This window comes from Bradyrhizobium sp. 132 (genome assembly GCF_023074185.1).
Classification (GTDB): domain Bacteria; phylum Pseudomonadota; class Alphaproteobacteria; order Rhizobiales; family Xanthobacteraceae; genus Bradyrhizobium.
This window is the reverse complement of sequence record NZ_JADPKY010000012.1, coordinates 97,422-116,302: the sequence shown is the minus strand read 5'-3', so window position 1 is coordinate 116,302 and position 18,881 is coordinate 97,422. Positions and strand designations below refer to the sequence as shown.

General features: G+C 64.6%; 15 protein-coding genes. 9 read left to right on the top strand and 6 right to left on the bottom strand.

Going from position 1 to position 18,881, the window contains the following annotated elements:
* Positions 1–194 precede the first annotated feature (194 nt).
* Complete coding sequence (locus tag IVA74_RS01195; protein WP_247339095.1) at positions 195–1,292, bottom strand: preprotein translocase subunit SecD; 1,098 nt, start codon at positions 1,290–1,292, stop codon at positions 195–197.
* Positions 1,293–1,532: 240 nt separating this feature from the next.
* Here IVA74_RS01195 and IVA74_RS01190 point away from each other — a divergent pair, with 240 nt between their 5' ends.
* The 4 genes from IVA74_RS01190 (at position 1,533) to IVA74_RS01175 (ending at position 9,196) form a co-directional block, all read left to right on the top strand.
* Positions 1,533–3,440: an acyl-CoA synthetase gene (locus tag IVA74_RS01190; RefSeq protein ID WP_247339094.1), complete on the top strand. Its 1,908-nt coding sequence runs from the start codon at positions 1,533–1,535 to the stop codon at positions 3,438–3,440.
* 190 nt (positions 3,441–3,630) lie between these two features.
* Positions 3,631–5,460 carry a caspase family protein gene (locus IVA74_RS01185; RefSeq protein WP_249804519.1) on the top strand — a complete coding sequence of 610 codons (1,830 nt, stop codon included), beginning with the start codon at positions 3,631–3,633 and terminating at the stop codon, positions 5,458–5,460.
* A 33-nt stretch (positions 5,461–5,493) separates the two neighbouring features.
* Positions 5,494–7,302 carry a caspase family protein gene (locus IVA74_RS01180; RefSeq protein WP_247339092.1) on the top strand — a complete coding sequence of 603 codons (1,809 nt, stop codon included), beginning with the start codon at positions 5,494–5,496 and terminating at the stop codon, positions 7,300–7,302.
* Between the two features lie 85 nt (positions 7,303–7,387).
* On the top strand, positions 7,388–9,196 hold the full coding sequence (locus tag IVA74_RS01175) for a caspase family protein (RefSeq protein WP_247339175.1): 1,809 nt from the start codon (positions 7,388–7,390) through the stop codon (positions 9,194–9,196).
* A 341-nt stretch (positions 9,197–9,537) separates the two neighbouring features.
* On the opposite strand, the gene IVA74_RS01170 is transcribed toward IVA74_RS01175, so the two are convergent.
* The gene (locus tag IVA74_RS01170) at positions 9,538–10,710 is read right to left on the bottom strand and encodes a M20 aminoacylase family protein (protein ID WP_247339091.1); all 1,173 of its coding nucleotides are present in this window, start codon (positions 10,708–10,710) and stop codon (positions 9,538–9,540) included.
* Positions 10,711–10,835: 125 nt separating this feature from the next.
* Positions 10,836–12,143, bottom strand: coding sequence for an adenylosuccinate lyase (purB, locus tag IVA74_RS01165; RefSeq protein WP_247339090.1), 1,308 nt, complete (start codon positions 12,141–12,143; stop codon positions 10,836–10,838).
* 518 nt (positions 12,144–12,661) lie between these two features.
* Here purB and IVA74_RS01160 point away from each other — a divergent pair.
* Positions 12,662–13,246: a TetR family transcriptional regulator gene (locus IVA74_RS01160; RefSeq protein ID WP_247339089.1), complete on the top strand. Its 585-nt coding sequence runs from the start codon at positions 12,662–12,664 to the stop codon at positions 13,244–13,246.
* A 54-nt stretch (positions 13,247–13,300) separates the two neighbouring features.
* Here the strand turns inward: IVA74_RS01160 and IVA74_RS01155 are convergent, their stop codons facing one another.
* The 3 genes from IVA74_RS01155 to IVA74_RS01145 form a co-directional block, all read right to left on the bottom strand.
* Positions 13,301–13,603 carry a hypothetical protein gene (locus IVA74_RS01155; RefSeq protein ID WP_247339087.1) on the bottom strand — a complete coding sequence of 101 codons (303 nt, stop codon included), beginning with the start codon at positions 13,601–13,603 and terminating at the stop codon, positions 13,301–13,303.
* 143 nt (positions 13,604–13,746) lie between these two features.
* A complete protein-coding gene (locus tag IVA74_RS01150) occupies positions 13,747–14,397 on the bottom strand; it encodes a response regulator transcription factor (RefSeq protein ID WP_247339085.1) in 651 nt (216 codons plus the stop codon).
* Positions 14,398–14,404: 7 nt separating this feature from the next.
* Positions 14,405–15,775: a histidine kinase gene (locus IVA74_RS01145; protein WP_247339083.1), complete on the bottom strand. Its 1,371-nt coding sequence runs from the start codon at positions 15,773–15,775 to the stop codon at positions 14,405–14,407.
* Between the two features lie 199 nt (positions 15,776–15,974).
* Between IVA74_RS01145 and IVA74_RS01140 the strand changes: the two genes are divergently transcribed.
* The 4 genes from IVA74_RS01140 to IVA74_RS01125 all read left to right on the top strand — a co-directional run bounded on the left by IVA74_RS01140 (position 15,975) and on the right by IVA74_RS01125 (position 18,881).
* Positions 15,975–16,745, top strand: a complete 771-nt coding sequence (locus IVA74_RS01140; protein ID WP_247339082.1) for a MotA/TolQ/ExbB proton channel family protein — start codon at positions 15,975–15,977, stop codon at positions 16,743–16,745.
* The gene (locus tag IVA74_RS01135) at positions 16,742–17,428 is read left to right on the top strand and encodes a hypothetical protein (RefSeq protein WP_247339081.1); all 687 of its coding nucleotides are present in this window, start codon (positions 16,742–16,744) and stop codon (positions 17,426–17,428) included. Before IVA74_RS01140 ends, IVA74_RS01135 begins: the two co-directional genes overlap by 4 nt.
* Positions 17,421–18,026 (top strand): hypothetical protein, encoded by a 606-nt coding sequence (locus IVA74_RS01130; RefSeq protein WP_247339080.1) that lies wholly within the window; start codon positions 17,421–17,423, stop codon positions 18,024–18,026. Before IVA74_RS01135 ends, IVA74_RS01130 begins: the two co-directional genes overlap by 8 nt.
* A 114-nt stretch (positions 18,027–18,140) precedes the next feature.
* On the top strand, positions 18,141–18,881 hold the full coding sequence (locus tag IVA74_RS01125) for a metallophosphoesterase family protein (RefSeq protein WP_247339079.1): 741 nt from the start codon (positions 18,141–18,143) through the stop codon (positions 18,879–18,881).

Below are 18,881 nucleotides of genomic sequence, written 5' to 3'. Positions count from 1 at the left end.
CCGAAATCGAATGACGACCACTTGAATGAAGCCTCCGGCCGTCATGCCGCAAGAGGCAAATTTTAGCGGGATCGGTGGTTTCGGCAATTGCCTGTTTGGCCGTGGCGCCCCCGTGATTCGGGCCCACGGGGTACGAGCCTCGGCGTGGTGGACCTCGGCGCCCGACGGGGCGGGGGCGTGGGGCGATCCCAGCCCTAGGGCTTGGCGGCGGGCTGCACGACCTGCTGCTCGACCAGGCCCAGGTGCCCCGGCAGCGAACCGGCGCGCAGCATCATGGCGACGCTGTTCGCTTCCTCCAGGGTGAAATTGCCGGAGATCTGGCCCGAGCCGCCGGTGATGGGCTCGCGGATCGCGGGGGCGGAGATCACCTTGCCGTCGAGCACGATGGCGAAGGGCTTTCCGATGTTCTCTTCGGTGACGTGGGCAAAACGCCGCGTGCCGCGGCCGTTAAAGCGGAACGAGGCGATCGGGTCCTTCGTGCCGCTTGCAAAACCCGGGCCTGCATAGCTGATGTCGTCGCCGTCGAGCACGCTGTCCTTGGCGACCAGATAAAGGCTCTTGTCCTTGAAGCCGGGCAGGACTTCCGTGCCTGCCGGCGGCGCCCCGGATTGCGCCTGCTCCGGCGGCATCGAGAGGTCGATCAGCCGGAATCCGACCTTGACCCTTCGGGCGAAGATCACGGTGACGCGCTCGGGCTCCATCACACCGGGCAGAAAGATGCGGATGCGATCGGTCCCGTCGGGCTGGACGCTGGCGAGCTGGACGCCGGCTTCCTTCAGACGCTGCTCGATCATGGCGATGGCATCTTTGACGAACTCGTGCAGCCGCGCGGAGGACGCGGCATCGGTCGGCGCGAGCCTGACCATTCCGTCGCCGCCGTCGGTCACGGCGAGTGCATACGACGGCAATCCCTCTGCGGCTGACGCGAGCTTGCGCGCGAGCTGCTCGCGGCCCTTGGCGTCGGCGATCTTCAACTCGACGCCGCCGTCGCGGATCGCAAGACCGGAGAAGGCGATCCGGCCCTCGCGCAAGTTCTTGTAGACGTCGTCGCGCAAATCCGTGACGACGCTCTCGCGCAGGCCATCGGTGTCCACCTTGTAGATGATGCGCGACCCGCCGAGCTTCTCCATCTTGTCGGCGACGAAGGCCGCGATCTTGGCGCGCATCTTGTCGAACTGGCCGTCCTCGGCGAGTGCCGCGCGGGGCAGGGCGATCGCCGATGCCATGATCGCAAGTGTCATGGCGAGCGCGATGAAGGGCCGAGTGGCGCAATCCCGCAGGGGCGTAGTCATGATCACCTCAAGTCTTGCGGCAGGGCGCTGGCATGATGGTCTGATGCCAATTCTTGGTCCCCGGATCTGGCCCGCAGGTTCAAAGGTCTGAGCCCGATCGTAGGCGACGTTAGGTCATGGACGAACGCCAAATCATCCATCATTCTGTCCGTGCTCGACCGGTCATCGGTCGAGGCCTCCTCGACCCAAAAAGTCAAAAGACAGGGCGCGGGGAATGCATCTGAGGGAGGACGGAATTCCATGGCGGGCATCCACGCGCTCGATCGGCTCATCGGCAGCGACTATCCGGACCTGGCAACGGACGCCGAGGTTCGAGCCTTCGAGCAGGTCCCTTACGCCGATCGCGTCGCGGCCGAGAGCACCTACGACGCGATCAGGCTGGGTGCGGCGGGCAACCCCGACGGGCCGGCGATCCAGTTCCTGCAAAATGCCGATCCCGCCGACACGCCTCTCGTTGTGACATACCGCGATTTCATCACGCGCGTCACGCAGGCCGCCAACATGTTTCACGCGCTTGGCGTCGAGAAAGGCGACGTCATCAGCTTCATGCTGCCGCTGGTACCTGACGCCTTCGTGACACTGTTCGGCGCGGAGGCCGCAGGCATCGCCAACCCCGTCAATCCGCTCTTGGAGCCGCACCAGATCGCGGAGATCCTGGAGGCAGCGAACACGAAAATTCTGGTGGCGCTGGGGCCGATGCCCGGCACTGACATCTGGCAGAAGGTCGAACAGATCCGCCCACGACTCAAACATCTCAAGGCGGTCGTGCAGGTGTTCGGCGGCGGCGATCCGGCGAAGGGAACCTTTGCCTTCAGCGATCTGATCGCGCAGCAGCCGTCGGACCGGCTTATCAGCGGGCGCAAGATTCTCGGCAGCGACATCGCGGCCTATTTCCACACCGGAGGCACCACTGGAACGCCAAAGCTGGTGCGGCACACCCATGCCAACCAGGTCTATCAGGCCTGGGCGCTCAATCTGCTGCTGAAGTCCAAGCCGGGCGCCAACATGCTGTTCGGCATGCCGCTGTTTCATGTCGGGGGTTCGCTGACGCAGGTGCTGCTGACGCTGTCCGCCGGCGGTTCGCTGGTCGTGCTGTCGCCGAGCGGATGGCGCAATCCGAATGCGGTGAAGAATATCTGGCAACTGGTCGAGCGCTTCAAGCCGGAGGCGCTGTCGAGCGTGCCGACGGTGCTCGCCGCGACGCTCGGGGTGCCGCCCGGTAATGCCGACATCTCCAGCCTGAAATATGCAGCCGGCGGCGGCTCGGCGATCCCGGTCGCGGTGGGGTCTGCGATCCAGGACAAGCTCAAGCTGCCGGTCGTCGAGGTCTACGGCATGACCGAGACCTCGAGCGTGCACACGCTGGCCTATCCGTCGCGGCCGATCCGGCTCGGCTCGGTCGGCCTGCCCATGCCTTACGCGCGGGTCCGCATCGTGCAACTCGATGCCGACGGCCGGCTGATCCGCGACTGCGCGCCGGACGAGATCGGTGTCGTCATCATGGCCGGGCCCGGCGTGTTCGGCGGCTATCTCAACGACGAGCACAACAAGGGCGCCTTCGTCGACGAGGTCTGGGTCAATTCCGGCGATCTCGGCCGGCTCGATGCCGACGGCTATCTCTGGATCACCGGCCGCGCCAAGGATCTCGTGATCCGCGGCGGCCACAACATCGATCCGGCGCCGATCGAGGAGATCATGTTCCGGCATCCCGCCGTCGGCTTTGCCGCGGTGGTCGGTCAGCCGGACGCCTATGCCGGCGAATTGCCGGTGGGTTACGTGCAGCTGAAGCCGGGTGCGACTGTCGAATCGGGCGAGTTGGAGACATGGGTGCGCGAGCGCACGCCGGAGCGCGCCGCCGTTCCGGTGCAGGTCATTCCGATCGACCCGATGCCTGTCACCGGCGTCGGCAAGGTATTCAAGCCGCAGCTGCGCTGGGACGCAGCCCAGCGCGTGTTCACGAAGGTGCTGACACCGCTCGCCGAGCGCGGCATCGACTGCAAGGTCAGGGTCGGCGCTCACGGCAGTCATGGCTCGATCGCCACGGTTACGCTGGCGGGCCTGCCAGCTGATCAGCGCGAGGCGGTTGCGAGCGAGGTGCACGCACTGCTTGCACCGTTCGTGATGCGCCACGAGGTGGTGCAGATGTAACGGACCCAACAGCCGGCTTTGGCGTCAGCTGCGAAAGCAGAGCGACGCTTCGCCGCATTATTCATACCCCGATAGAGGGTCTTGTGTGACAATTGTCACATAGGAAGAATTGGCAATCGGCCACGCTCCCGGATATTCTCGCGGAATTGCATCCTGGGGGACGCAAGTGATTCCGTTTCGGATATTTGCTTTGTTGATTTTGGCCATCGGCCTTGCCTGCGGACCGGCCCAAGCCGACCGGCGGGTTGCGCTCGTGATCGGCAATTCCGCTTACAAGAGCGCGCCCAAGCTCGGCAATCCCGTGAACGATGCCACTCTGGTCGGCGGCATGTTCAAGAAGGCGGGCTTTGATTCCGTCGACGTCAGGCTGGATCTCAGTGCGAGCGAGATGCGGCGCATGTTGCGTGAGTTCGCCGGCAGGACCCGCGATGCGGATGTGGCGGTGATCTATTACGCCGGCCACGGCATCGAGCTGGAAGGCACCAACTATCTCATTCCGACCGATGCGACGCTGGAGACGGATGGCGACGTGCTCGACGAGACCATCCCGGTCGAGCGCGCGCTGTTCGCGGTCGAGCCGGCCAAGCAGCTGCGCCTGATCATCCTGGACGCGTGCCGCGACAATCCGTTTTCCAAGACCATGAAGCGGACGCTGGCCTCCCGCGCGATCGGACGCGGGCTCGCCAAGGTCGAGCCGACCAGCCCCAACACCATGATCGCCTTCGCCGCGAAAGCGGGATCGACCGCGTCTGACGGCGACTCCAAGAACAGCCCGTTCGCCGTCGCCTTGGTCGAGCACCTGCCGAAGCCGGGCCTCGACCTGCGCAAGGCTTTCGGCTTCGTGCGCGACGACGTGCTCAAGAGCACGGGCTACAAGCAGGAGCCGTATGTGTACGGCTCGCTCGGTGGCGACGACGTGCCATTGGTTGCGGTCAAACCGGCCGCGTCTGGGGCGCAGGCCAACCCGCAGGATTCTATTCGCAGGGATTACGAGCTGGCGCTGCAGCTTGCCACGCGCGACGGTTGGGAAGCCTTCCTGGCGCAATATCCCGAAGGTTTTTATGCCAATCTGGCCAAGGGCCAGATGAACAAGATCGCCGCTGAAGAGACGCGGGCGTCGGCCGAGCAAAAGGCGAATGCGGCCGAGCAGCAGAAGGCAAGGCTTATTGCCGAACGCGCCCAGAAGACCGAGCAGGACAAGGCGGCCGCGGCGGCCAAAGCTGCCGAAGAGGCCCGGATCGCGGCGGAGAAGCAGAAGCAGATCGAGCAGGCGAGGACCGAGGCGGCGGAGCACCAGCGCAAGCTGGCTGAGGCTGCTGCGGCGAAAGCACAGGCCGAGAAGCAGGCGGCGGAGAAGGCCAAGGCCGAGCTTGCCGCCAAGCAGGCAGCCGAGAAGGCGGAGCAGGTGGCAAAGCCGACGGCCGATCGGCAGATGCCTGAGGTCGAGCAAAAAGTTGCAGCCCTTTCGCCGACGTCGGCATCGGCATTGTCGGCGGCTGATCTGACAAAATCCCTACAGAGCGAATTGCGCCGTGTGGGCTGCCTGTCCACGACTGCGGACGGCGACTGGAGCGCCGCATCACAGCGCTCGCTCACGCTCTTCAACAAATATGCCGGCACCCAGCTCGACGCGAAGCTTGCAAGCATCGACGCGCTCGAAGCGCTGAAAGCAAAACCCGGACGAGTCTGCCCGCTCATTTGCAATTTCGGCTCCAAGGCCGACGGCGATCAATGCGTGAAGATCACCTGCCGCGCCGGCTATCGCGTCGGTGACGACAACGAGTGCGAGAAGGTGCCCGAGAAGAAGCCGGTCGCGACTCGCGAGGATTCGAGGAGGCGGGATACGGAGCGGAAGCAAACCGAGGCTGCGCCATCGAAGCCGGAGGCAAGCGGCCAAATCTATTGCAGCTCTGTGGGTTGCCGGCCAGTTCAAAAAGGATGTCGGCTTGTGAGTGGGGCGATTCCCGGAAGGGCCAGCCCGAATGGTGCGACGGGCGGGAACTATGAGGTTTGCAACTAGCGTCGAGACGAAACGCGATGACTGGGCGATTGTATGAACGTCTTTCGAGTTCTTTTGATATCGGCCTTCGCCGTCTGGCTGGCTTGCGGATCTGCGCTTGCCGACAAGCGCGTCGCGCTCGTGATTGGCAATTCCGCCTACAAGAACGCGCCGCGGCTCGCGAACCCGGTGAACGACGCCGGACTGGTCGGCGGCATGTTCAGGAATGCGGGTTTCGATACGGTCGAGATCAAGCTGGACCTCAATGCCAGCGAAATGCGGCGATCGCTACGCGAGTTCGCGGCCAGGACGCGCGATGCCGACATGGCGGTGATCTACTATGCGGGCCATGGCATCGAGCTGGACGGCAGCAACTATCTCGTTCCGACCGATGCCATGCTGGAAACCGATGGCGATGTCCTCGACGAGACGATCGCACTCGACCGCGCGCTGTATGCGGTCGAACCGGCCAAACAACTCCGTCTCGTCATCCTCGACGCCTGTCGCGACAACCCTTTCGCCAAGACGATGAAGCGCACCCTGGCCTCGCGCGCGATTGGTGGCGGGCTTGCCAAGGTCGAGCCGACCAGTCCGAACACGATGATCGCGTTTGCGGCCAAGGCGGGGTCGACGGCGTCCGATGGCGACTCCCGGAACAGCCCGTTCGCGGTGGCGCTGACCGATCATCTGCCAAAGCCCGGGCTCGACTTGCGCAAGGCGTTCGGGTTTGTCCGTGACGACGTCTTGAAAAAGACCGGCAACAAGCAGGAGCCGTATGTCTATGGCTCCCTGGGCGGCAGCGATGTGCCGCTGGTGCCGGCAAGGCCGGCCGCCGCAGCCGGTCCGCAGGCAAATCCACAGGACAGTGTGCGCAAAGACTACGAGCTTGCCCTTCAGGCCGGCCTGCGTGAAGCCTGGGAAGCATTCCTCCAGACCTATTCGGAGGGCTTTTACGCCAACCTCGCCCGCGTGCAGTTGAAGAAGATTGCCGCCGAGGAGGATCGCACGGCAGCGACCGAGAAGGCGCGACTGGCCGAACAGGAGAAGGCGAGGCTCGCGACAGAGCGAGCCCAGAAGGCCGAACTGGAGAAAGCGGCCGCCGCTGCGAAAGCCGCGGAAGAGGCGAGGATTGCTGCCGAGAAGGCCAAGCAGATCGAGCAGGCCAAGGCAGAGGCAGCCGAACGAGATCGCAAGGCGGCGGAAGCTGCCGCGGCCAAGTCGCTCGCGGAGAAGCGGGCGATCGAGAAGGCGGCGACCGAGGCGGCAGCGAAGCAGGCCGCGGACAAGAAGGCGGCCGATGCCGAGGGTAGGAAAATCGCCGCGCTGTCGCCGCCGCCAAGTGATCCGCCGCCCGGCGACATCACGAAATCCGTGCAGAGCGAATTGCGCCGCGTCGGTTGTCTTGCCTCGGCTGCGGATGGTGAATGGAATTCGGCCGCACAGCGCTCGCTGACACTATTCAACAAATACGCAGGCACCCAATTTGACGCAAAGCTTGCAAGCGTCGACGCGCTCGATGCGCTGAAGGCGAAGCCGGGACGCGTCTGTCCGCTCGTATGCAATTTCGGCTTCAAAGCCGACGGCGATCAATGCGCGAAGATCGCCTGCCGGGCCGGCTACCGCGTCGGTGACGATAACGAATGCGAGAAAATTCAAGAGAAGAAGCCGGTCGCAACGCGCGAAGACTCCAGGAAGCGCGACCAGGACCGTAAGGGTGCGGAGTCCACGGCGCCGAAGTCGCAGGCCTCCGGACAGATGATCTGTAACGGCGGCGGATGCAGGCCGGTTGCCAAGGGGTGTCGCATTGAGCGAGATTCAAGGCCGGGTAGCGCCGGCATGTCACAAGTCGAGGTGTGCAACTAGTGTTGCGTAACCGATCAGTTCTATGCAGTGCATCAAAGACTCCCGGGTGATCTGTGTGAATATCGTTCGATTTTCCTGTGCTTTGATTTTTGTATTTCTCGTCACCTGCGCGCCGGCGCAGGCCGACAAGCGCGTTGCGCTCGTCATCGGCAATTCCGCCTATAAGAGCGCGCCGAAACTTGCCAATCCGGTGGGCGATGCGGCCTTGATCGGCGGCATGTTGAAGAAGGCGGGATTCGACACGGTTGACGTCAGGCAGGACTTGAACGCGCCCGAAATGCGCAAGGCCCTGCGCGAGTTCGGCGCGCGGACGCGAGACGCAGATGTCGCGATCGTCTATTACGCGGGCCACGGTCTCGAGGTGGACGGCACCAACTACCTGATTCCGATCGATGCTGCGCTCGAGACCGACACCGACGTCTACGACGAGGCGCTGCCGATCGACCGCGTGCTGGTGAGCATCGAGTCGGCCAAACAGCTTCGGCTGGTCATTCTCGATGCCTGCCGTGATAATCCCTTTTCCAAGACGATGAAGCGCACGGTGGCCTCGCGCGCGATCGGCCGAGGGCTCGCCAAGGTCGAGCCGACCAGCCCCAACACCATGATCGCCTTCGCGGCAAAAGCGGGATCGACGGCGTCGGACGGAGATACCAGAAACAGCCCGTTCGCCACGGCGCTTGTCGAGCACCTCCCAAAGCCCGGGCTGGACCTGCGCAAGGCGTTCGGCTTCGTGCGCGATGATGTGCTGAGGAGCACCGCGAACAAGCAGGAACCCTTCGTGTATGGCTCGCTGGGCGGTGATGACGTGCCGCTGGTTCCTGCCAAGCCGGCTGCAACCGGTCCGCAGGCAAATCCCCAGTCGGAGCTCAGGCGAGACTATGAACTCGCGCTCCAGCTCGGCACGCGGGACGGCTGGGAAGCGTTTCTGGCGCAATATCCTGAGGGGTTCTATGCGAATCTTGCCAAGGGCCAGTTGAACAAGATCGGTGCCGAGGAGACGCGCGCGTCGGCTGAGCAAAAGTCCAGGGCGGCCGAGCAGGAGAAGACAAGGCTCGTTGCCGAACGCGCCCAGAAAGTCGAGCAGGACAAAGCGACCGCGGCCGCGAAGGCCGCCGAAGAGGCGCGGATCGCGGCCGAGAAGCAGAAGCAGATCGAGCAGGCGAGGACGGAGGCGGCCGAGCAGCAGCGCAAAGTGGCCGAGGCCGCCGCCGCGAAAGCGCAGGCCGAGAAGCAGGCGGCGGAGAAGGCCAAAGCCGAACTCGCCGCCAGACAAGCGGCGGAGAAGGCTTCAGCCAAGCAGACAGCCGATCGCCAGATACCGGAGGCCGGGAGCCAGAAAGTGGCAGCCCTCGCGCCGGCGCCGACATCCAATTTGTCGGCAGCTGATCTGGCGAAATCCGTGCAGAGCGAATTGCGCCGCGTCGGTTGTCTTGCCTCGGCTGCGGATGGTGAATGGAATTCGGCCGCACAGCGCTCGCTGACACTGTTCAACAAATATGCCGGCACCCAGTTTGACGCAAAGCTTGCCAGTGTCGACGCGCTCGATGCGCTGAAGGCGAAGCCGGGACGCGTCTGTCCGCTCGTATGCAATTTCGGCTTCAAGGCCGACGGCGATCAATGCGCGAAGATCGCCTGCCGGGCCGGCTACCACGTCGGTGACGACAACGAGTGCGAGAAGATTCAGGAGAAGAAGCCGGTCGCAACGCGCGAGGATTCGAGGAGGCGGGATACGGACCGGAAGCAAACGGAGGCTGCGCCGTCGACGCCGCAGGCCTCCGGGCAAATGATCTGCAACAACGCCGGATGCAGGCCGATCGCCAAGGGATGCCGGCTCGGGACGGCCAATCATCCAGCCACTCCTACGGTCAAGCTACCCGCCGAAATATGCAATTGATGACGAAGCACAATTGCCGGACTTCCGCCATCGGGCTCTGAGCTCTTGCTTCTCTTGTTCTTGCAAACTGGCTCGGCTGTACCGCCGCGCAGGCCGAGAGCCGTTTCGCGCTCGTGATCGGCAATTCCGCCTACAAGAGCGCGCCCAAGCTCGGCAAGTAATTGGTACGGGGCAATCGCAGGGGAGCGGCGGTATTGGGCAGCAGAGAGAGGTTTGCAACTGATCTGAAGCGGTAGCCTCGCGGTGGCATGGCTGGCAAGGCCGCCCCAAACCGGCAGGATTATCTATTGTGGTTTGATGCAGACGCCACGGGCTTCGATAGGGGGATACTCTTCGCCGAGTTACCCCGCCGGCATCCGCGTCTCCACCAGGCGTGCCCAATATGATGCGCCGTGGCCGAGGATGTTGTCGTTGAAGACATAGGCCGGGTGGTGGCACTCGTTGCCGTCGCCCATGCCGACCAAGATCATCGCGCCGGGGCGCGCTTCCAGCATGAACGAGAAGTCTTCGGCGCCCATCATGGGAATGAACTTGTCGTTGACGCGGTCGGCGCCGACGATGTCGCGGGCGACGTCGGCGGCAAGGCCGGCCTCGCGCGCATGGTTCATCGTCACCGGATACATGCGCGTGTATTTCGTCTCCGCCGAGCCGCCATAGGCACGGGCGACGCTGTCGGCGACCTCGCCGATGCGGCGTTCGACCAGATCGCGCACCTCAGGATCGAGCGTGCGGACGGTGCCGCCGAGCTCGGCGATCTCCGGAATGATGTTGAAGGCCGTACCGGAATGAAATTGCGTGATCGAGATGACGGCTGACTTCAGCGGATCGACGTTGCGCGCGACGATCGATTGCAGCGCGTTGACGATCTGCGAGCCGATCAGCACGCTGTCGATCGATTTGTGCGGACCCGCGCCGGCGTGGCCGCCCTTGCCGTGGACCGTGATCTGGATGTTGTCGGAGGAGGCGAGCATCGCACCCGGCGTAGTCGCGAAATGACCCTCGGGCAGGCCCGGCATATTGTGCATGCCGTAGACCTCCTGGATGTTCCAGCGCGTCATCAGCCCGTCCTCGACCATCGCCTTGCCGCCGCCGCCACCTTCCTCGGCGGGCTGGAAGATCACAACCGCGGTGCCGTCGAAGTTGCGCGTTTCGGCGAGATATTTGGCGGCGCCGAGCAGCATGGCGGTGTGGCCGTCATGGCCGCAGGCGTGCATCTTGCCGGGTACCTTGGAGGCGTAGGCGACGCCTGACGTCTCCATGATCGGCAGCGCGTCCATGTCGGCGCGCAGGCCAATGGTCTTGCCGGAGGCCGACTTGCGGCCGCTGATCACACCAACGACGCCGGTGCGGCCGATGCCAGTCACCACCTCGTCGCAGCCGAACTCGCGCAAACGATCGGCGACGATGCCGGCGGTGCGATGGACGTCGTATTGCAGTTCCGGGTTCTCATGGAAGTCATGGCGCCAGGCGGCCATTTCGTCGGACAGGGCGGCAACGCGGTTGACGATCGGCATGGGGGCTCCGTCTCTGTTGTTGTTATTGTTGTAGCCGGATGAGCGAAGCGACATCCGGGATCTTTGTTGGTGGCTCCCCGGGTTATCGCTGCGCTCACCCAGGCTACGCACTACGGACGCGACACTCAGCTTTCCCCGAACACGCGCTTGAAGATCGTGTCGACGTGCTTGAGGTGATAGCCGAGATCGAACTGCTCCTCGATCTCGGCGTCGCTGAGATATTTCTCCACCTCGGCGTCGCCCTTCAGCAGTTGCAGGAAGTCGCCTTCGCCGCGCCAGACCGGCATGGCGTTGCGCTGCACGAGCTTGTAGGCGTCCTCGCGGCTGGCGCCCTTCTGCGTCAGCGCCAGCAGCACGCGCTGGGAGTGCACGAGGCCGCCGAGGCGGTCGAGGTTCTTCTGCATGTTGGCGGGATACACCAGCAGCTTGTCGATCAGGCCGGCGAGGCGCACCAGCGCGAAGTCGAGCGTCACGGTCGCGTCGGGGGCCATCATGCGCTCGGCGGAGGAGTGCGAGATGTCGCGCTCGTGCCAGAGCACGACGTTCTCCAGCGCCGGTGTCACATAGGCGCGGACCATGCGTGAGAGACCCGTGAGGTTTTCCGAGAGCACCGGATTGCGCTTGTGCGGCATCGCGGACGAACCCTTCTGCCCTTCGGAGAAGAACTCTTCGGCCTCCAGCACCTCGGTGCGCTGCATGTGGCGGATCTCCACCGCGAAGCGCTCGACCGAGGAGGCGATCACACCGAGGACCGAGAAGTACATCGCGTGGCGATCGCGCGGGATCACCTGCGTCGAGATCGGCTCGGGGACAAGGCCCATGGCCTTGGCGACGTGTTCTTCCACGCGCGGATCGATCTGCGCGAAGGTGCCGACGGCGCCGGAGATGGCGCAGGTCGCGACCTCTTTCCTCGCCGCGATCAGGCGCTCCTTGGCGCGCGTGAATTCGGCATAGGCATAAGCGAGCTTGAGACCGAAGGTCACGGGCTCGGCATGGATGCCGTGGCTGCGGCCGATGGTGGGCGTCATCTTGTGCTCGAAGGCGCGCTTCTTCAGCGCCGCCAGCACCTTGTCGAGGTCGGCGAGCAGCAGGTCGGCTGCGCGGGTGAGCTGGACGTTGAGGCAAGTGTCGAGCACGTCGGAGGAGGTCATGCCCTGATGCACGAAGCGCGCCTCAGGGCCGACGATCTCGGCAAGGTGGGTGAGGAAGGCGATGACGTCGTGCTTGGTCTCGCGCTCGATCGCGTCGATGCGGGCGACGTCGAAGGTGACGTCCTTGGCCTTGGCCCAGACCGTTTTGGCGGCTTCCTTGGGGATCGTCCCGAGCTCGGCGAGGGCGTCAGCCGCGTGCGCCTCGATCTCGAACCAGATCTTGAACCGGGTCTGCGGTTCCCAGATCGAGGCCATTTCCGGGCGGGTATAGCGGGGGATCATTGGACTGCTCCAGGAAGGTGGGCGGGCGACCCAAGAGAGCGCTACCTGCCAAAATGCTTTTTACGCCGTGATTTAGCAGAGCGGAGAGGGCGAAACAAACGATCCGAGCCCGGGAAGAGGGAGATCGCCGAACTATCCACCGGACCAGCCGGCCCAAGGGCGGCCGGAGAGGAGGCCCGCAAAAATCGGCTGTCAATCACGGATCATTGACTGACAGATATTGAAATCTGTCAGCGAGACGTGTATATCCGTTCTTGGACGCTCCGATTGGGCGTCTCGTGGTTCTCCCCGAAGAGAAACCGCGGACGATTGGAGACTTAAGACAATGACGACCGAAATCATCAATCTGACCGGGACGATTGGGCATTGGCTCAATTTACTGGTGGCGCGCCAGATCGCGGCGCAGGCTGCAAAACTGCCTCATTAAGGCGAGAGCTTTCCGAAACGACCGGCACGGGCGCTTCGGAAGCAGCTCCATCGCCGGGTAACTGAGCCCTCAACGGGACCATGGTGCTGGCATGAATGAAGCCGTTATCTTGACGCCGGAGCGGATCCTCGAAGTCACCGAGGACGTGTTGCGGCGCTACGGACTTGCCAAGGCCACCGTGGTCGACGTTGCCCGTGCGCTCGATGTGAGCCACGGCAGCGTCTACCGCCATTTCCCGAGCAAGGCCTCGCTGCGCGAGGCCGTTGCCAAACGTTGGCTGGACCGTATCGACGCGCCGTTGCTGGCGATCGCCGAGGAGCAGGGTCCGGCGCCAGTCAGGCTCGACCGCTGGCTGCGCACGCTGTTCGACGCCAAGCGTTCGCGCGTGCTCGACGACCCCGAGATGTTCGACACCTATCTGACCCTGGCGCGCGAGGCCTGCGCAGCCGTCAGGTGTCACAAGGACACCATGATCGACCAGATCGGGGCGATCCTGACCGACGGCGTGAAGCAGGGCGTGTTCGAGGTTGGCGACGTCAAGGCAACCGCGCGCGCCATGTTCGATGCCACCGTCCGCTTCCACCATCCGGCCCACGCCGACGAGTGGAAGGACGCCGATCTGCCGGCGCGCGTCGATGCGACGCTGGCGCTGCTGCTGCGCGGATTGAAGGCGTAGGCCGAACAACCCACCCGCTCCAACGCCAGCGGTAGCCGACATGGCCGGCGTTTGTTATCCCCCCACCTTATGGGCAAGGGCACCATCGCGGAGCGAACGCGGATGGTGAGATTTTTTCCGCCCACCAAGCGCGGCACCGGCCAATGGCACGACCGGCGGGCTTTCCGGATACGCATTGACTTCAATTTCGACAAGGTCCTTCGCCCGCTTTCGAAGCCGGTAGAATGCAAGCTCTTGTCCGAGCAGGGGGCAGTGGAATCGAATCGTTGCTGTGTCTGGCAGGCGGCAGAGTTCATCGATGAGCTCGCCGACAGTGATGATCGCGGGATAGGTGGCTTCGCGGATAGCCTTACTCATGGCGGAACTCCTTCGCTCCGGTACTAACCAGAGTTCGACCGCCTCCGTTCCAATCCGCATCGCTAAGGCGATCGAAATATTCTTGGAGGCCCCGCGTGCGGAGGAGGGCTCTGCGCGCCCTGTCTCCAGGGACGGGCGAACACTTAAATCTTCGTCAGCCCACAACTCGCCGCCAGCCGCACCAGTTGCGCATCCGTGCGCGCGCCGGTCTTGGTCTTGATCAGATAGTGATAGTTCTGCACCGTCTTGACGCTGAGATTGAGATGCGTCGCGATCTGCTCGGTGGTGGCGCCGCCGGCGAACTGGCGCAGGATCTCGATCTCGCGTTCTCCCAGTTGATCCAGCGCCGAGCCCGCCGAGAGGCTGTCCTCGGCCAAAATATGCGCGATGTCGTCGCTCATGGCGCGTTCGCCGCGGGCAACGCTGCGGATCGCGGACACGACCGCGGACGGCTCGCTGCTCTTGGTGACGAAGCCGCTGGCGCCGGCACTGAAGGCGGCTTTCACCAGCACGGCCTCGTTGTGCATGGTGAAAACGAGGATGCGCGCCCGCGGGCTGCGCGCGCGGATGTTGCGGATCGCCTCCAGCCCGCTCGCGCCGGGCATCGAGATATCGAGCACGACGACGTCAGGATCGCGCGCCTTGAAGGCGCTGTAGGCATCCGCGGCGTTATCGGCTTCCGCCACGACATGCAGATCGCCCTGGCTTTCCAGCACGCGCCGATAGCCTTGCCGCACGATCGGATGGTCGTCGACCAGCAGCACGGAGATTCCTGTTGCCGCAATCTCGTTCATGCCGGCCTCATGCGGCGAGCGGAATGGTGGCAGCGACGCTGAGGCCGCGATGGGCGGGCAGGATCGACAATGATCCGCCGGCCGCAGCGAGGCGCTCGCGGATGCCGGTGAGGCCGAAGCCGGCCGACTGCGCCACGCGTACCGCATCGCCGCCGCCGTCGTCCTCGACACTGATCAGCAATGCATCGTCATCGCCCGTGCGCCGCTCGACGCGCAGGGAAATCTCGCGTGCCGCGCCGTGGCGCAATGCGTTGGTCAGGCACTCCTGCGCGACGCGATAGGCGGTGGTGGCGGCCGGGCCGCTGATGTCGGTGAGGTCGCCCTTGAGATCGAGCTGGATCGTCGGCCGCGCCGCGCTCTGCGAACGCCAGCTATCCACCAAATTCACCAGGCTCGCCTCCAGTCCAAGCTCTGCGGGAAGGGGATTGCGCAGGCGCTTCAGCGCGTCGCGCAGCGAGGCCATCAGATGATGCGTGGCCTGCGAGATCATCCGCGCGTCCTGCGCGATGCCGTTGTCCTTGTCTTCCTTCGTGCCCGCCGTCTCGATGGTGTTGGCGAAGGCGAGGATGGCCGAGAGATTTTGCCCGAACTCGTCGTGCAGTTCGCGAGCGAGCGCGCGGCGTTCGTCGTCACGGATCTCGATCAGGCGCCGCGTCAGCGCTGCGCGCTGTTCGGTCGCTTCCTCCAGCCGGCCGCCGAGCTCGCCGACGGCGTTGCCGATCATCGCCAACTCCATCGAGCGGAAGCGCGGCAGTTTCGTGCGATACTGACCGCGCGCCATGCGCTGCAAGGCGGTCACGATCGTGCGCGCCGGCGCCAGCGCATGCGCGATCGCGAGCGAAGCCAGGAGCGCGATCGCCGCCGCCATCAAAAGCGCGACGTCGATCACGTTGAGGATGTACTCCCAGGCGAGCGAGATGGCGGCCGCGGCATCCGGCGTCGCGACCACCGTTCCGGCGGTCGCCGCGCGAGGACTGACGGGCCGTATCACTTCGGCGTGGCTGCCGAGGAAGGTCGGCACGATCGATGCGAACCAGCGCGGCGGCGTCTTGCCTAGCCCCTCGCTCTGGCCGCAGAGCGGCTTTTCGAACGCGATGACCGGCTGGAACTCGACGCAGACGCCGGGCGAGATCAGCTTCATCGTCTCCAGCGTGCGCCACTCCGGAACCGGCAGAAGCTGCTCGCGTGTTCTGCTGCTACGCAACAAGAATTCGTGCCAGTACAGCGCCTGAAGCGCCTGCGCGACCCGCTGCGCCGAGGCCGCAGTCGCCCGGTCGACGCTGCGATAGGCGTCGAACGTCGCCCAGACGGTCGCCGCTCCAAGGCAGAGCGCGACGATAAGAAGCAGACGGGCGACAAGCTCAAGCACGAGGCGCATGCGATGACCCTCAACCTTTGGTAAGGTCAGCCTAACAACGCCGCCGCGCCTTGCCAATTGCGGGGATCGGCAAGATGGCAGCTCGGGCAAATTTCCCAAGCCGGATTGGGCATGGCTCTTTGGACCGGGCGCGGCGGCTTTGATCTAATGGGCGGGAAATCGCGGTAGGCCAATCTTTGCAGGCCAGGAGCAGTGCAGCATGAGTTCGATGACGATTGGACCGATCGCGAGGACCGCGACCGACCCATCCGAGCGCAGCGCGCTCCTGTTCTGGATGATCTTCACCGGGCTTTCGGTCTTCGCCGTCGTGCTGCTGTGGCGCTTCGGCCTGATCCGTCTGATGTTGTCGTCGGACCGCACCTACATTTCCAGCGTGATCGCGCTGCTCTATGTCCTCACCTGCGGTCACTGCTTCCTGCGCACGCGGGCAATTGCCCGTGAGGGCGCGGCGGCCCGGCGCTGCCGCGCGGTGCTCGCGGCGCCCGAGGGCGGCAAGGCGCTGGACGCCGGCGCGACCGCGCTGCCGCGCGGGCTGGTGCGGGACCACATCGAGAGTCTCGTGACCAAGGCCACGGCGCAGGACTACCGTCCGGTCGACCAGACGCTGTTATTGCGGACGCTCGCCGATCGCCTGCGCGGGTCAAACGGCTTCGGGGCCTTCGTCTCGGATACGCTGATGAAGCTCGGCCTGCTCGGCACCATCGTCGGCTTCATCATCATGCTGGCGCCGATCGCGGGGCTCGACGCCGCCGACAAGGTCGCAATGCGATCCTCGATGGGGCTGATGAGCGATGGCATGGCGGTCGCGATGTACACGACGCTGGCGGGCCTCGTCGGCTCGATCCTGGTCCGCATCCAATATTACATGCTGGACGCCGCGACCCAGAAGGTGTTCTCGGACGCGGTGGTGCTGACCGAGACCTATGTGACGCCGGTACTGGAGCGCAAGGGCGCTGGAACGCCGTCATGATGGATGACTTTGGTCTCTATCCGCGCGAGGAGCCGTTCGATCCCCTGGGCGTGATGCTGTTCAAGGCGCTCCAGGTGATCGCGTTCCTGTTCTTCCTCGCACTGCTCGCGGTCTCGCCGGATGCCAAGGACGGCAAGATCGACTCCAAGGCCGAGTTCATGATCACGCTGGACTGGCCGGACAGCCATCCCGACGATCTCGACCTGTTCGTGCAGGATCCCGCCGGCAACATCGCCTGGTATCGCCACCGCGAGGCCGGCTTCCTGACGCTCGACCGCGATGACCGCGGCGGGGCCAACGACTTCATCATGGTCAACGGCAAGAAGATCGCCTCGCCGATCCGCGAGGAGATCGTCACGGTGCGCGGCATCGTTCCCGGCGAATACACCGTCAACGTATCGCATTTCGTGGCGACGACCGGCGTCCCGGTCGAGGCCAATGTGAAGGTGCAGAAGCTCAATCCGACGGCGCAGGTGGTCTTCGACAACAAGTTCATGCTCGATCACACCGGCGACGAGAAGACCGCGGTGCGGTTCCGGCTCGATGCCGAAGGCAAGGTGGTCAATGTGGACCAGCGGCCGAAATCGCTGCTCGAGACCTTTCGCAGCGGCTGGCGCAACGGCGCCGATCTCGACCCGAGCACCGGTGTGAGCAAGAACGCTGCGAGGGTGCGCCGTGACTAGCCTGCAAACGATCATCCTCACGCTATCGATAGCCTACACCGTCATCGGCGCGCTGCTGCTGATCGTGCTGGTCTATGCGCGGCTGCACTGGTCGTTCAAGGCAGTCGCGGTGGTCGTGACCAGTGCGTTCTATGTCGTGAGCTTCACGGAAATGCGCGGGCTGCTCGGCTGGGCCAGCGCCGATCGGCTGCCGGGGAACTTCAAGCTGCTGAAGTCCCGCATCGTCGAGCCGCATTCGTTGGAGGGCGATCCCGGCTCGATCTATCTGTGGGTCGAGCAACTGGATGAGGACAATCGCCCAAGCGGCATCCCCCGAGCCTTCCGCATCCCCTACAACGACAGGCTGGCCGACAAGACCCATGCAGCGGAGAACGAGATCGCGCTGGGACATCCGCAAGGCGGCCGCGCCGCCGATTTCGGCGGCGGCGACGGCAGCCTCATCGACATGGTCCGGGAATATGTGACGCCCAAGACCATCATGGAGACGAGCGGCGGCGATTCCTCGACCGGCGAGTTCAGCGCTCCGCAGGCCGGCGCGCAAGGCGCCGGTTTCACCCCTGTGCCGCCACCCCGGATGCCGCCCAAGGACGAGCAATAGGCCCTTCACCCTCGCCGCAGGGACCCCCTGGAAAACCGAACCGCGCAGAGGCATCTTGACGTCCCTCAATTTGGCCTTATCGGCTTCCGACAAGACATTTGGGGTGGAGGGTGCGTGCTTCTCGCTGTCTTCTCGGATATCCATGGCAACCGGCAGGCGTTCGAGGCGTGCCTGAAGGTCGCGCGGGCGCGTGGCGCCGAGCGTTTCATCCTGCTCGGCGACTTCGTCGGCTATGGCGCCGATCCGGAATGGGTGGTGGATACCGCGATGGAGCTGGTTGCCCAAGGCGCCGTCGCCGTGCGCGGTAACCATGACCAGGCGGTCAATTCCTCGGCCGAGACGATGAATGCCGAGGCGCAGATCGCGATCGAATGGACCCGCGGCCGGCTCGACACCGCGCAGCGCCGGTTCCTGGCGGAATTGCCGATGCTGGTGCAGGACGGCGATCGCCTGTTCGTGCATTCGGAAGCCTCCAGCCCCCGAAGCTGGCACTATGTCCGATCGACGGCGGACGCCGCCAAGAGCCTGATCGCGACGCCGGCCCATGTCACGTTCTGCGGCCACATCCACCGTCCGGCGATCTATTCGATGTCGGTGACGGCGAAGATGACGGGCCTGGTGCCCAAGACCGACGTCTCCATACCGCTGCTGCGCGGGCGGCAATGGCTTGCGGTGCTCGGCTCGGTCGGCCAGCCACGCGATAGCGATCCATCCGCCGCTTTCGTGCTGTTCGACACGGTCTCTTGCCAGATCACCTATTGCCGCGCGCCCTACGATGTCGAGACGGCCGCGAACCGGATCCGCGAGAACGGCCTGCCGCATTGGCTTGCCGACCGGCTGTCGCAGGGGCGCTAG